General features: G+C 60.9%; 12 protein-coding genes. 6 read left to right on the top strand and 6 right to left on the bottom strand.

What is annotated here, in order from left to right; translation table 11 throughout:
• Nucleotides 1-12: 12 nt before the first annotated feature.
• The 5 genes from pyrR to gshB all read right to left on the bottom strand — a co-directional run bounded on the left by pyrR (nucleotide 13) and on the right by gshB (nucleotide 3,760).
• On the bottom strand, nucleotides 13-516 hold the full coding sequence (pyrR, locus tag ACYZTW_RS31350) for a bifunctional pyr operon transcriptional regulator/uracil phosphoribosyltransferase PyrR (RefSeq protein ID WP_033060467.1): 504 nt from the start codon (nucleotides 514-516) through the stop codon (nucleotides 13-15).
• A 111-nt stretch (nucleotides 517-627) separates the two neighbouring features.
• The gene (gene ruvX / locus ACYZTW_RS31345; protein WP_005792259.1) at nucleotides 628-1,065 is read right to left on the bottom strand and encodes a Holliday junction resolvase RuvX; all 438 of its coding nucleotides are present in this window, start codon (nucleotides 1,063-1,065) and stop codon (nucleotides 628-630) included.
• Nucleotides 1,065-1,637, bottom strand: a complete 573-nt coding sequence (locus ACYZTW_RS31340) for a YqgE/AlgH family protein (protein ID WP_046045231.1) — start codon at nucleotides 1,635-1,637, stop codon at nucleotides 1,065-1,067. Before ACYZTW_RS31340 ends, ruvX begins: the two co-directional genes overlap by 1 nt.
• Nucleotides 1,638-1,829: 192 nt before the next feature.
• Nucleotides 1,830-2,729, bottom strand: coding sequence for an energy transducer TonB (locus tag ACYZTW_RS31335; RefSeq protein WP_462003094.1), 900 nt, complete (start codon nucleotides 2,727-2,729; stop codon nucleotides 1,830-1,832).
• 77 nt (nucleotides 2,730-2,806) lie between these two features.
• Nucleotides 2,807-3,760 (bottom strand): glutathione synthase, encoded by a 954-nt coding sequence (gshB, locus tag ACYZTW_RS31330; RefSeq protein ID WP_462003093.1) that lies wholly within the window; start codon nucleotides 3,758-3,760, stop codon nucleotides 2,807-2,809.
• 234 nt (nucleotides 3,761-3,994) lie between these two features.
• Here gshB and pilG point away from each other — a divergent pair, with 234 nt between their 5' ends.
• From pilG to ACYZTW_RS31300, 6 genes are all read left to right on the top strand, one after another.
• Nucleotides 3,995-4,399 (top strand): twitching motility response regulator PilG, encoded by a 405-nt coding sequence (pilG, locus tag ACYZTW_RS31325; RefSeq protein WP_008152601.1) that lies wholly within the window; start codon nucleotides 3,995-3,997, stop codon nucleotides 4,397-4,399.
• Between the two features lie 57 nt (nucleotides 4,400-4,456).
• Nucleotides 4,457-4,822 carry a twitching motility response regulator PilH gene (gene pilH, locus ACYZTW_RS31320; RefSeq protein ID WP_007897961.1) on the top strand — a complete coding sequence of 122 codons (366 nt, stop codon included), beginning with the start codon at nucleotides 4,457-4,459 and terminating at the stop codon, nucleotides 4,820-4,822.
• A gap of 10 nt (nucleotides 4,823-4,832) precedes the next feature.
• Entirely contained in the window at nucleotides 4,833-5,381 is a 549-nt protein-coding gene (locus ACYZTW_RS31315; RefSeq protein ID WP_462003092.1) for a chemotaxis protein CheW, read from the top strand.
• 140 nt (nucleotides 5,382-5,521) lie between these two features.
• A complete protein-coding gene (locus ACYZTW_RS31310; protein WP_347802091.1) occupies nucleotides 5,522-7,579 on the top strand; it encodes a methyl-accepting chemotaxis protein in 2,058 nt (685 codons plus the stop codon).
• Between the two features lie 37 nt (nucleotides 7,580-7,616).
• Nucleotides 7,617-13,523, top strand: coding sequence for an Hpt domain-containing protein (locus ACYZTW_RS31305; RefSeq protein WP_462003091.1), 5,907 nt, complete (start codon nucleotides 7,617-7,619; stop codon nucleotides 13,521-13,523).
• On the top strand, nucleotides 13,516-13,971 hold the full coding sequence (locus ACYZTW_RS31300; protein WP_283182021.1) for a chemotaxis protein CheW: 456 nt from the start codon (nucleotides 13,516-13,518) through the stop codon (nucleotides 13,969-13,971). Before ACYZTW_RS31305 ends, ACYZTW_RS31300 begins: the two co-directional genes overlap by 8 nt.
• 114 nt (nucleotides 13,972-14,085) lie before the next feature.
• On the opposite strand, the gene ACYZTW_RS31295 is transcribed toward ACYZTW_RS31300, so the two are convergent.
• Nucleotides 14,086-14,472, bottom strand: coding sequence for a DUF6124 family protein (locus ACYZTW_RS31295; RefSeq protein WP_462003090.1), 387 nt, complete (start codon nucleotides 14,470-14,472; stop codon nucleotides 14,086-14,088).
• Nucleotides 14,473-14,683 lie beyond the last annotated feature (211 nt).

The raw sequence follows: 14,683 nt of genomic DNA, 5'->3' as shown, positions 1-14,683 counted from the left end.
CAATAGGGCGAATTAAAGGGCGAGGTCTTGCAGTTCGAGCTTGAGTTCCGGGCCGGACAGTTTCACCCGTTCGTGGGCTGCCAACGACAGGGTTGCACCGACCACGTTCGGGCGGATCGGCAGCTCGCCGGCGTCCAGGTCCAGCAGGCACACCAGCGTCACGCTGGCCGGGCGACCGTAGTCGAAGAGTTCGTTCAGGGCGGCGCGGATGGTCCGGCCGCTCATCAGCACGTCATCGATCAGCACTAGGTGCTGGCCTTCGATCTCGAACGGCAGGGCGGACGGGCGCACTTGCGGGTGCAGGCCGTTCTGGCTGAAGTCGTCGCGATAGAAGGAGACGTCCAGGGTGCCGAGGGGCGAGTCGCTGCCCAGTTCATCGAGCAACGCCTGGGCGACCCAGACGCCACCGGTACGAATACCGATGTAGCGCGGTTCGCTGATGCCACGTTTGGCCAGATAGGCGTCAAGCCGGGTCGCCATCTGGCTGATCAGTTCAACGGGATTGGGCAGGCTCATGGTTGCTCCTTCTTGGGCCCGAGCCCTGCTTTTGGGGTAAAGCGCTTAAGGGGTGGCTCGGGTTTTCGCTATAGAGAGTCGCTTGCAGCGGCTCTTCAGAATTGGATGCAGTCAGGACTCGAACAGTGCGGTGTTTTCATCGAGCCAGCCTTGCAGCAGCAGGGCGGCGGCGATGGCGTCGACCGGGTTGTCGCGGTAGCTGCCCTTTTGTCCGCCACGATCACGGCGCTCGCCCTTGGCTTCGAACGTGGTCAGGCGTTCATCGTGGGTATAGAAGGGCAGGTTGTAGCGGCCGTTGAGGCGACGGGCGAATTTCTCGGCGCGAAGGCACATGTCGCTCGGCGTGCCGTCCATGTTCAAGGGCAGACCAACCACCACGGCGTCGGGTTTCCACTCTTTAATCAGGGCTTCGACCTGATTCCAGTCGGGAATACCGTTTTGTGCCTTCAAGGTGCACAGCTCGCGGGCCTGGCCGGTAATCACCTGGCCGACCGCCACGCCGATCTGTTTGGTGCCGTAATCGAAACCCAAAATCAGGCGCAGGGCCATCAGGCGTGCCCCGCCTGGCTGGTCAGCAGGCTAAGATTGACGCCCAGGTGCTTGGCTGCTGCTTCCAGGCGCAGTTCGCTGCTGGTGTTGAACAAAATATCGGCATCGAACGGGCAAGTCAGCCAGGCGTTCTGGGCCAGTTCGGCTTCCAGCTGCCCGGCTTCCCAGCCAGCGTATCCGAGGGCGATCAGGCTTTTCGCCGGACCGACGCCGTCGGCGATGGCGAACAGCACGTCCTGGGAGGTCGAAAGGGCCAGTTTCTCATCGAGCTCAACGGTGGCCTGATAACTCTGCCCCGAGGGGTGCAGAACAAAACCGCGATCAGTCTGCACCGGACCGCCGATGAAGATCGGCACATGCTGGCAGAGCACCGGCGGTTCGATGTCAGGGCGCAGTTGTTCGAGGATATCGGCCAGGTTGAGGTCCTGCGGACGATTGACCACCAGACCCATGGCACCATTGGCCGTGTGCTCGACGATGTAGGTCAAGGTGTGCGCAAAGTTCGGGTCGACCATGTGAGGCATGGCGATCAGGAACTGATGCTTGAGGTAGCTCGGGCTGACGTTCTTCATGAGCGCTAGTGTGGCGTTGGAGGGGCAAACTGACAAGCTGAGGATGCACAGGAAATGCCCCAATCCTGTAATCAACCGGGATCAAATGTGGGAGCGAGCCTGCTCGCGAAGAGGGAGTGTCAGTGACATTAATGTTGTCTGGCACCCGCATACGCGAGCAGGCTCGCTCCCACAAGGGGGATTTGTGGGGTGTCAGTTGCTGGAGAGCTTGTCCCCACGGGCAAACTTCCAGGTCCGGATGATTTCCAGCCGATCGATATCCGACAAATCTCCGGTAAACGGTGAAAACGGCGCCGCCAGCCGTACGATGCGCTGGGCGGCCTGATCCAGCAGCGGTTGCCCGGACGACTCCAGCACCAGCACTTCATAGAGCGAGCCGTCGCGGTTGATCGAAACCATCAGGCGCAAATTGCCGTAGATCTGCTTGCGTCGCGCTTCGTCGGGGTAATTCAGGTTGCCGATGCGCTCGACCTTTTTGCGCCACTCGTCCTTATACCAGGCGCCCTTGTCGCGCATGGTCGACGCGGCGCTCAGGCGGTGGATGCGTGGGCGCTTGGCATACAACTGTTGTTCGTTGGCCAGTTCCGCTTCCAGGCTGGCGATGTCGGTGGACAGCTGTTCACTGTCGAACGTCGGCGCGGCGACTGCGGGTTTGGTGACGGTCTTGAGTTCTTCGGTTTTGGCCGCGGCCTTTTTTGGCTTCGGCGCGACGGTCGTCACGGCTGCCTTGGGTGCGGCTTCCTGCACTTCAGGCTTGACTGCCGGCGGTGGCGTGACTTTCTGCACCTTGTTGTCCTGGAAGGGCGCGACCTCGGTGGTCTTGGGAATCGCCTTTTTATCCAGGGTGCCGCTGCCTTGCTGATTCTCTTGAGCGAGGAAATCGGCTTTTTCAGGCTTTTTTTCGCTTTTGAAGGTGGCGAGGGTGATTTCCAGGGTTTTGCTGATTTGCTTGGGTTCGACCATCGTAAAGCCGACGCCCAACAGCAAGGCCAGGTGAATCAGCGCCGCGAGAAACAGGGTAAAACCGAGGCGATCAGCCGGGCGCACGCCACGATGGGCGAGTTCAGCGGGCAGATCGGACGGGAGCGTCATGACAAAAAAACCAACATCGCGTTTTTCACAGGCCGCGGATGATAACGCAATGTTGGTCGTTTCTTGGCTGTTCTCTATCAACGAGCCTTGAGCTTCTGATCGATGGCATCCATCAGCAGGCCGCCGATGTCGGTGCCAAACGCATTATCAATCTCGCGAATACAGGTCGGGCTGGTGACGTTGATTTCCGTCAGGTGCTCGCCGATCACGTCCAGACCGACGAACAGCAGGCCTTTTTCGCGCAGGGTCGGGCCGACTTGTGCGGCGATCCAGCGATCTTTCTCGGTCAGCGGTCGGGCTTCGCCACGGCCACCGGCGGCGAGGTTGCCACGGGTTTCACCAGCGGCAGGAATCCGCGCCAGGCAGTAATCCACCGGCTCGCCGTCGATCATCAGAATGCGCTTGTCACCATCAACGATGGCCGGCAGATAACCCTGAATCATGATCTGCTGTTTGCCGTGCAGGGTCAGGGTTTCGAGGATCACCGACAGGTTCGGGTGGCCGGCAGTGTGACGGAAGATCGACGAACCGCCCATGCCGTCCAGCGGCTTGAGGATCACGTCGCCGTGGTGATCGGCGAATTCACGCAGTACATCCGGGCGACGGCTGACGATGGTCGGCGGCGTGCACTGCGGGAACAGCGTGGCGAACAGCTTTTCGTTGCAGTCACGCAGGCTTTGCGGCTTGTTGACCACCAATACGCCAGCACGCTCGGCTTGTTCCAGCAGGTACGTGGAGTAGACAAACTCCATGTCGAACGGCGGATCCTTGCGCATCAGGATCACGTCCAGATCGCTCAGCAGCGCGTCGGTCTCGGCTTCCAGTTCGAACCATTTTTGCGGGTTGGCGAAGACTTTCAACGGACGCATCCGCGCCCGCGCCTCGCCTTCGGCCTGGTATAAATCGCCCTGTTCCATATAGAACAGTTCCCAGCCGCGCTTCTGTGCGGCCAGCAGCATGGCCAGCGAGCTATCCTTTTTATAGGAGATGCTGGCGATAGGGTCCATGACAATCCCGACACGAACGCTCATGGGTTTTTCCTCGAAATTGGGTGGGTCGCAGTGACCTGCAAAAGTGGCGTCAGAGTGGCGCTGAGTGTGTTCCCGGTCAAGGAAAAACCACCGCCAAGGTCGGCCGATAGATTGGTTTTGGAGACTGTGCTAAAAAGGCTGCCATATCGCGCTGGCCCTTGAACATCAAGGGTTTCGAGCCTCCGGTTATCGGAAATGGACAATTTGATTCGCAAAGGCGACGGCAGAGCATTTATGGAACAGCATTCCAGCGCCTTGAAGGTCATGGTGATCGACGATTCGAAAACGATTCGCCGCACCGCCGAAACGTTATTGAAAAACGTGGGTTGTGAAGTGATCACGGCCATCGATGGTTTCGATGCCCTGGCCAAGATTGCCGACAATCACCCCGGCATCATCTTTGTCGACATCATGATGCCGCGTCTGGATGGTTATCAGACCTGCGCTTTAATCAAGAACAACAGTGCGTTCAAGTCCACGCCAGTGATTATGCTGTCGTCCAAGGACGGGCTGTTCGACAAGGCCAAGGGGCGTATCGTCGGCTCCGACCAGTTTTTGACCAAGCCTTTCAGCAAGGAAGAACTGCTGAACGCGATCCAGGCCCATGTACCGGGCTTCGCCGCCGTTTTGCCGCAGTAGGACACGCACAGTGACGCTCGGCCAGCGGGCCCGGCGTCGACAAGAATGGGGAAGACCATGGCACGTATTCTGATCGTCGATGATTCGCCGACTGAAATGTACAAACTGACCGGCATGCTGGAAAAGCACGGTCATGAAGTGTTGAAAGCCGAAAACGGCGCCGACGGCGTGGCTCTGGCCCGTCAGGAAAAACCCGACGCAGTGCTGATGGACATCGTCATGCCCGGCCTCAATGGTTTTCAGGCGACTCGCCAGTTGACCAAAGACCCGGAAACCGGGCACATCCCGGTGATCATCATCACCACTAAGGATCAGGAAACCGACAAGGTCTGGGGCACGCGCCAGGGCGCCAAGGACTACCTGACCAAACCGGTCGACGAAGACACCCTGATCAAGACCCTGAACAACGTGCTGGCTGGTTGATCGTCCGGCCATGACCGAGTCGCTGACGGCTTTCGAACTGCTGCTGCAGATCGACCAGCGCTGTCGTCTGCTCGCGGCGGATTTGCCGTCCCAGCCGACCCGACAAGACAGTTGGAGCGGCATCGGCTTCCGTCTGGGCGAGCACTGGTACGTCGCGCCCATGGGTGAAGTCAGCGAAGTCCTGCACGAGCCGAGGTGTACCCAGCTGCCGGGGGTCAGACCCTGGGTCAAGGGCGTAGCCAACCTGCGCGGGCGTCTGTTGCCGATCATCGACTTGTGCGGCTTCTTTTCTGGTAATGAGCCTGGGCATGAGCTGTCAGCAGCGCGCAAGCAGCGCCGGGTCTTGGTGGTGGAGCATAACGACGTGTTTGCCGGGTTGATGGTCGATGAGGTTTTCGGCTTGCAGCACTTTGCCCAGGACAGTCTGGAACCGGTAGATAGCTTGAGCGGCGCGATTGCACCATTCATCCAAGGCCAGTTTCAGCGTGAGCAGACCTGGCAGGTGTTCAGCCCGTTTGCATTGGCGCAGTCACAAAGCTTTATGCACGTCGCGCTGTAACCCCTGTGGGAGCGAGCCTGCTCGCGAAAGCGATTGCTCATTCAACATTGATGTCGACTGACACACCGCTTTCGCGAGCAGGCTCGCTCCCACAAGGGATCTTCGGTGGGTTCTAAAGGTTGGCTAACAGGCGAGGACCGATGATAAAAGCAAAAACAGGCAAGCCAGAAGGGTCACGCAGCCGGTCTCAGATCATCGCGCTGTTCATCGCGCTGATCGTCTTCATCATGCTGCTGTTCGCCAACTTCGCGTACCTCAACACCCAGGCCACGTACGACAAACAGTACATCGGCCACGCCGGTGAGCTGCGCGTGCTGTCCCAGCGCATTGCCAAGAACGCCACTGAAGCCGCTGCCGGCAAGGCTGCGGCGTTCAAACTGCTGAGCGATGCGCGCAATGACTTTGCCCAACGCTGGGGCTATCTGAAGAAAGGTGATCCCGCCACCGGCCTGCCGCCGGCGCCGTCCACCGTGCGCCCGGAAATGCGTGCCGTGCAACTGGACTGGGAACGCTTGCTGAAAAACACCGACGCGATCCTCTCCAGCGAACAGACCGTGCTGTCGCTGCATCAAGTCGCCGCGACCCTGGCCGAAACCGTGCCGCAGTTGCAGGTCGAGTACGAAAAAGTCGTCGAAACTCTCCTCCAGCGCGGTGCCCCGGCCGCGCAGGTAGCCATGGCCCAGCGCCAGTCGTTATTGGCTGAGCGGATTCTCGGTGCGGTGAACACCGTGCTGTCCGGTGATGAAAATTCGCAGCAGGCCGCCGACGCCTTCGGTCGTGATGCTGCGCGATTCGGCCAGGTGCTCAACGGCATGCTCCAGGGCAATCCGTCACTGAAAGTCAGCCAGGTTGAAGACCGCGACGCTCGTGCGCGGTTGATCGAGATTTCCGAGCTGTTCGAATTCGTCTCGGGTTCGGTGGATGAAATCCTCGAAACCTCGCCGGAGCTGTTCAAGGTCCGCGAATCGGCGACCAATATTTTTACCCTGTCGCAGACCCTGCTCGAGGAAGCCTCGCACTTGGCCGGCGGTTTCGAAAACCTGGCCGGCGGGCGCAACACCGACACCATTGGCGGCTACGTGCTGGGGCTGTTGGCACTGATGTCGATCATCCTCATTGGCCTGGTGATGGTCCGTGAAACCAATCGTCAGCTGCGTGAAACGGCCGAGAAGAACGAGCGTAATCAGAACGCAATCATGCGCCTGCTCGACGAGATCGAAGACCTGGCGGACGGCGACCTGACCGTGACCGCCTCGGTGACCGAAGACTTCACCGGGACCATCGCCGACTCGATCAACTACTCCGTGGACCAACTGCGCGATCTGGTGGCGACCATCAACCTCACCGCTGGCCAGGTCGCTGCCGCCGTGCAGGAAACCCAGGCCACCGCCATGCACCTGGCGCAGGCTTCGGAGCATCAGGCGCAGCAGATTGCCGAAGCTTCCACCGCGATCAACGACATGGCCCAGTCCATCGATCAGGTCTCGGCCAACGCCGCCGAATCGTCGGCGGTCGCCGAGCGTTCGGTGGAAATCGCCAACAAGGGCAATGAGGTGGTGCACAACACCATCCACGGCATGGACAATATTCGCGAGCAAATTCAGGACACCGCCAAACGCATCAAACGTCTCGGCGAGTCTTCTCAGGAAATCGGCGACATAGTCAGCCTGATCGATGACATTGCCGACCAGACCAACATCCTTGCGCTCAACGCGGCGATTCAGGCTTCCATGGCCGGTGATGCCGGGCGCGGTTTTGCGGTGGTCGCCGATGAAGTCCAGCGGCTGGCCGAGCGCTCGTCCGCTGCCACCCGGCAGATCGAAACCCTGGTGCGGGCGATTCAGACCGACACCAACGAAGCGGTGATTTCCATGGAACAGACCACCACCGAAGTGGTGCGTGGCGCGCGTCTGGCGCAGGATGCCGGAGTGGCCCTGGAAGAAATCGAAGGCGTGTCGAAGACCCTCGCCGCGTTGATCCAGAGTATTTCCAATGCGGCGCAGCAACAGACGTCTTCGGCCGGTCAGATTTCCCTGACGATGAACGTGATCCAGCAGATCACTACGCAGACCTCGTCCGGCTCCACCGCCACCGCCGAGAGCATTGGCAACCTGGCGAAAATGGCCAGCCAGCTGCGGCGTTCGGTGTCCGGTTTCACCTTGCCGGCCGCGAAGGCTGCGGCTGCGGATAAAGTGTGATGCGCCTTGAGGCGTGCGAATGATGAGTGGAGTGGTTATGGGTGATCGGCACGACTATGTGGCCCTCGAGTGGGTCAAAGGCGAAATTGCCGAAACGCTGAAAGTGGCTCATCAGGCCATCGAAACCCAGCTTGATGACCCGCAGGCGACACACGCCCTCAGTGAATGCCTGGCATGCGTCCATCAGGTTCACGGCAGTTTGCAGATGGTCGAGTTCTACGGCGCGGCGCTGCTCGCCGAGGAGATGGAACAGCTGACCACCGCCTTGCAGCAGAACCGCGTCAGTCATCGCGATGAGGCGCTCCACCTGTTGCTGCAAGCCCTTGGGCAGCTGCCGATTTACCTCGACCGGGTGCAAGGCGCCCGTCGCGATCTGCCGCTGGTGGTGCTGCCGCTGATCAACGATCTGCGCAGCGCCCGTGGCGAAAGCCTGTTGTCGGAAACCAGCCTGTTCACACCGCAATTGCCGGACCTGCCGCCCCTGGACAAAGAGTCGCTGGCGCTGCTGGAGCCGGCGGATTTACCGAACGTGTTGCGCAAGTTGCGGCAGATGTTGCAGATGGCCCTGGTCGGATTGCTGCGTGAGCAGGACGGCGAAACCAACCTCGATTATCTGACCAGAGTTTTTACGCGTCTCGAAGGCCTGTGCGGCAATGCGCCCCTGAGCCCGTTGTGGCAAGTTGCCTCGGCGCTGGTCGAAGGTATACACAGCGGCTCGATCGCTAACAGTCCGGCGTTGCGCAGTCTGTTTAAGGAGGCCGACAAAGAACTGAAGCGCCTGCTCGAACAGGGCATGCCCGGAATCAATCAGCCAGCGCCGCTGGAGTTGCTCAAGAGTTTGCTGTTCTACATTGCCAAGGCCGAACATCCCACCGGGCAGATGCTGACCATGAAAGATCGCTACGGACTGGACGACGCGCTACCTGACAGCGCGATGGTCGACGAAGAACGGGCACGGCTGGTCGGCCCCGACCGCGATGCCATGCGCTCGGTGCTGGCCGCATTGTGTGAAGAGCTGGTGCGGGTCAAGGAGCGCCTGGACCTGTTCGTGCGCAGCGACCGCCAACACACCTCGGACCTCGAAAGCCTGCTGGCGCCACTGCGGCAAATCGCCGACACCCTGGCGGTGCTCGGTTTTGGCCAGCCACGCAAGGTCATCATCGATCAACTGGCGGTGGTGTTGAGCCTCGCCCAGGGCCAGCGTGAGCCCAACGACGCGATCCTGATGGACGTCGCCGGTGCCTTGCTCTACGTCGAAGCGACCCTTGCTGGCATGGTCGGCACCGTCGAGCCGGAAAGCCAGGAAGAAAGCCGCCTGCCGACCACCGACCTGACACAGATCCATCAGATCGTGATCAAGGAAGCGCGCATCTGCCTGCAACAGGCCAAGGACATGATCGTCGACTACATCGACGCCGACTGGGACCGCCAGCACTTGCAGCCATTGCCGGCCTTGCTGACCCAGGTGCGCGGTGCGCTGGCGATGATTCCGTTGAGCCGTGCGGCGAGCCTGATCGAAACGTGCAACCACTTCATCCGCGAGCACCTGCTGCTGGATCCGGATCACCCCGGCTGGCAGGAACTGGACAGCCTGGCCGACGTCGTCACCAGCATCGAGTATTACCTGGAGCGCCTCAGCGACGACCCCGAAGCGCCGGGCGAAAAGTTGCTCGACGTCGCGGAAAAAAGCCTGGCCGCACTCGGCTTTTTTCCCAGCGAGCAGCAGGTGCCGGTGCTTGAAGATGTGCTCAGCCCGAGTGAAGCGCAGGTCATGCAGGATTTGCAGGAACTGGACGACCCTGAGACCGTCCAGTCACTGGCCGATGTGTTGGCCAGCCCCGTGTCCTCCGTCAACCCGCCCGCCCTGACCACCCCGGGAAGCCTGTTACCGCCACCCACCGGTGAAGAACCGGTGGACGATGAGCTGCGGGAAGTCTTCCTCGAAGAAACCGATGAAGTCCTGGAAGTCCTCCGGGAGTACCTGCCGCGCTGGTCGGCCGATCCCGAGAGTAAGTCGGCCCTGAGCGAACTGCGCCGGGCCTTCCATACGCTCAAGGGCAGTGGCCGGATGGTCCGCGCTTTGGTGCTGGGCGAACTGGCCTGGGCGGTGGAAAACCTGCTCAATCGCGTATTGGAACGCAGCGTTCCGCCGGGGCCGGCGGTGCAACAACTGCTGGGCGATGCGCTGAATCTGCTGCCGGAACTGGTGGCCGAGTTTGCCAACCATGCCCAGCGCCAGCGCAACGATGTCGACCAATTGGCCGCACGCGCCCACGCCTTGGCCAAGGGCAATGAGCCGATACCCGACGAGGACGCACAGGACGTCGCCGCCCTCGATCCGCTGCTGCTTGAGATCTTCCGCAACGAAGCCGAAACCCATTTGGGCAGCCTCAACCGTTTCCTCGATCAAGCCGCCGAGCACGTGCCATTGCAGGCCAGCGACGAGTTGCAGCGTGCGCTGCACACCCTCAAGGGCAGCGCCTCCATGGCTGGCGTATTGCCGATCGCCGAGCTGGCGACACCGCTGGATCAACTGGCCCGGGAGTACAAGGCGCACCTGATCGCCCTGGACCTGGACGAAGTCGAACTGTTACTGGAAGCCGAAGGCTTGTTCCGTCTCGGGTTGCGTCAGCTCAAAGCCGACCCGCTGGCGGAAATTCCTGGTGCCCGTTCGTTGATCGAGCGAACCCAGGCGTTGCTGGCCGAGCGTCTGGAAACGCTCCTGAGTGCACCGAATACCAGGTTGCGCATCAAGCGCGATCCGCAACTGATCAATAGCTTCCTCGCGCAAGGCATGGACATCCTGCTGGACGCCGAAAGCCTGTTGCAACGCTGGCAGCAACATCCCGGCGAGCGTCAGGAACTCAGCGCATTGCTGGATGAGTTGACCACCCTCGGCGAAGGCGCCCACCTGGCTGATCTGCATCCGGTGGATGAACTCTGCGAAGCCTTGCTCGATCTCTACGGTGCGGTGGAAGAAAGCAGCCTGGCGGTCAGCGAGGCGTTTTTCCATGAGGCGCAAAGTGCCCACGAAGCGCTGATCAACATGCTCGACGAACTGGCCGCCGGCCAGGAAGTCAGCCCGCAACCGGAACGCATCCGGGCCTTGCGCGGACTGCTCGATGAGAGCCTTGACCCGTCGGCGATGGGGCTGATTCGCAGCGATGGCAGCCGCACGTTGAGCATTCGGGAACTGGGCAGTGCCACGGCCGAACTGGAACAGACCGCGACCCAGGTTGAGCTGGACGATGAGATCGTTTCGATCTTCCTCGAAGAGGCGATGGATATCCTCGAAAGCGCCGGCCAGGCGTTGCAGCGCTGGCTGAGTGACCCGGACAACTCCGCGCCGTTGTTGTCGTTACAGCGAGATTTGCACACCCTCAAGGGTGGCGCGCGGATGGCTGAGGTCGAGCCGGTCGGTGAACTGGCTCATGAACTGGAAAGCCTTTACGAAGGGCTGGTGGACCGCCGTTACGCCTACAGCGAAGCCTTGGCGCACCTGCTGCAACACAGCCATGACCGACTCGCACAGCTGCTTGATCAGTTGCAAAACCAGCAGCCATTGGGCGATCCGGGTGAGCTGATCGAGGCCATTCGCGAGTTTCGCCAGGGCAATGCCAGCGCTGCTGAGGCAGTCGAACCGGCGCGGTCCGAGGATTCTCCGGGACATGATCCGGAGCTTCTGGACATCTTCCTCGAGGAAGGTTTCGACATCATCGAAAACTCCGGCGCGGCGTTGGTGCGCTGGCAGGCCGAGCCTTCGAATCGTCAGGAAGTGGAAACCCTGCTGCGTGACCTGCACACCCTCAAGGGTGGCGCGCGGATGGTGGAAATCGCGCCGATTGGCGACCTCGCCCATGAGCTGGAATTCCTCTACGAAGGCCTGTCGGCTGGCGTGCTGCAACCCACCGCCGCTTTGTTCGGCTTGTTGCAAAGCAGCCACGACCGACTGGCACAGATGCTCGACGCGACTCGTGCCGGTCAGCCTTTGCCACCCGCCGATCAACTGATCGACGCGATCAAGAATTTCAGTCATCCGGCAGTGCCCGAAACACCGGCACCGGTCGTGGTGCCCGCGACGCCGAAAGTCGAGACGCCCGCACCGCAACCCGATGCTGGCGCGGACATGGTCAAGGTCTCGGCAGAACTGCTCGACGACCTGGTCAACCTGGCCGGCGAAACGTCGATCTTCCGTGGTCGGATCGAACAACAGGTCAATGATGCGCGGGTGACCCTGAGCGAGATGGACACCACCATCGAGCGCATGCGCGACCAATTGCGCCGGCTCGACACGGAAACCCAGGGGCGGATTCTCAGCCGCCAGCAAGTCGAAGCCGAACGCCTGGGCTACGAAGAATTCGATCCGCTGGAAATGGATCGCCACTCACAGTTGCAGCAACTGTCACGCGCGCTGTTCGAGTCCGCCTCCGACTTGCTCGACCTCAAGGAAACCCTCGACCGACGCAATCAGGACGCGGAAAACCTTCTGCAACAGCAGGGCCGCATCAACACCGAATTGCAGGAAGGCCTGATGCGCACACGCATGGTGCCGTTCGAGCGGATGTTGCCACGCTTGAAGCGGATCGTCCGTCAGGTCTCCGGCGAACTGGGCAAGGATGTGGAATTCATCGTCGGCAATGCCGAAGGCGAGATGGACCGCAACGTCCTCGAACGCATGGCCGCGCCGTTGGAACACATGCTGCGAAATGCCGTGGATCATGGCCTGGAATCCGCCGAGGTGCGTATCGCGGCGGGTAAACCGGCTCAGGGTCGAATCACCCTCGACCTGTCGCGGGAGGGCGGCGACATCATTTTCGACATCCGCGACGACGGGGCCGGTGTGCCGCTGGATGCAGTGCGGCGCAAGGCGATCAAACGCGGGTTGCTGGCCCCGGACAGCGACATCAGCGACCGCGACGTGCTGCAATTCATCCTGCAACCGGGGTTCTCCACCGCCGAGAAAATCACCCAGATTTCCGGGCGCGGCGTCGGCATGGACGTGGTGCATGAAGAGGTCCGGCAGCTCGGCGGCAGCATGAGCATCGACTCTGTGCCGGGGCAGGGCGTGCACTTTCGCATTCGCCTGCCGTTTACCGTGTCGGTCAACCGGGCGCTGATGGTGCAGTGCTTTGATGATCAGTACGCGATCCCGCTGAACACCATCGACGGCATCGTTCGCGTGCTGCCCAACGAACTTGAAGGGCATTACCGGCTCGATCCGCCGACCTATAAATACGCCGGGCAACACTATGAGTTGTGCTACCTCGGCGAACTGCTGAAAACCAGCCACCGCCCGAAACTGCTGGGCCAGAGCCTACCGCTGCCGGTGTTGCTGGTGCAGTGCAACGAGCGTCACATCGCTGTGCAAGTGGACTCCATGGCCGGCACTCGCGAGATCGTGGTCAAAAGCCTCGGCCCGCAATTTGCGGCGGTGCAGGGTTTGTCCGGAGCCACGATTCTCGGCGATGGGCGGGTGGTGCTGATTCTCGATTTGCTGGCGCCGATCCGCGCGATGCAGGCCCGTGTGCCGCAACAGTCAGTGACTCAGGAGGCGGAGATCGAGCCGCACAAGCCATTGCTGGTGTTGGTGGTCGATGACTCGGTGACGGTGCGCAAGGTCACCAGCCGTCTGCTGGAACGCCACGGCATGAACGTGCTGACCGCCAAGGACGGTGTCGATGCCATGCTGTTGCTTGAAGAACACATGCCTGACCTGATGCTGCTGGACATCGAAATGCCGCGCATGGACGGCTTCGAAGTCGCGACCCAGGTACGCGCCGACGAACGTCTGCAGCACCTGCCGATCATCATGATCACTTCCCGCACCGGGCAGAAACACCGCGACCGTGCCATGGCCATCGGCGTCAACGACTACCTCGGCAAGCCATACCAGGAAACGGTGCTGCTCGAAAGCATCGCCCTGTGGAGCAAAACCCATGCTTGAGCATCGCACCAGCAACCTCACCGGGCTGCTGTTGCCCCTGGCCGATCGCAACCTGATCCTGCCCAACGTCGCTGTGGCGGAGCTTATCGATTACCAACCCAGCGCCTTCGACCTCGACACGCCGCCGTGGTACCTCGGGCGGGTAATGTGGCGGAACCGGCAGATTCCGTTGCTGAGTTTTGAGTCGGCGTGTGGGCAGAAAATCGTTATCGGTGAGCGGGCGCGGATTGTCATCCTCAATGCTCTCGGTGGGCGGCCCGATTTGAAATTCATCGCCTTGCTGGTGCAGGGGATTCCACGGTCGTACAAGCTCGACAGTCAGTTGAGTTATGTGGATGTGCCGTTGTGTTCACTGGAACAGGCGGCGGTGCAGGTGGGGGAGCAAGTGGCCAAGGTGCCGGATTTGTTGGCGCTGGAGGAGTTGCTTGTGAATGCCGGATTGACCTGACGGGCCCCTTCGCGAGCAGGCTCGCTCCCACATTGGATCTGCGTCGTACACAAAACCCCTGTGGGAGCGAGCCTGCTCGCGATGGCGGCCGTCAATTCACCTCAAACCTGACGGCTAAACCTTGGCTTGATCCCGCAACTGCATCTGCAACGCCTCATAGTGATCCAGCGTCCGCTCCACCAATAACTGCACACCGTCCGTCAAACGGCTGATCGCCAAGGCTACAGAGCGGCGTGAGCCTTCGACATCGTCCGCCAAGTCAGCAGCAATCGCGCTGATGGACAGCAAGTCTTCGGAAGCATTGGCCAGCAGAGCCTCGGGATCGTCGACACCCGGGGCAACGGCGAAGAGGTGGTATTTACGGCGCTTGGCCGGTTTTTCGTGGGGTGGCGGGAAGTAATGGGAGAAGGCGCGGTCGGCGGCTTCCTTGAATTTCTCGGCTTCGAGGGATTCTTGGGAATCGGTGTCGGATTCCGGGGGGTTGGGAGTAGCTTTGAACATAGTGAGTCTCCGTGCTGGGTTGAAGCTGACCTATTCGGTTTCCAAGCGAATAGGTGGCAGCTGTACGCGGCTGGAAACCCGGGGTAACGGAGAAACCCGGCAGACAGTTAAGTCTCCCGCGCACAGCCGCCATAACGGAGTGCACACAATAAAAGTGCGCAAGCATACGTTATGAAGGACGCTTTTGCGCCCCGTTACTTATGGGGTTTCC

Source organism: Pseudomonas sp. LB3P25, assembly GCF_054897985.1.
The sequence above is the reverse complement of the archived record's forward strand: the minus strand, read 5'-3'. Positions and strand labels throughout refer to the sequence as shown.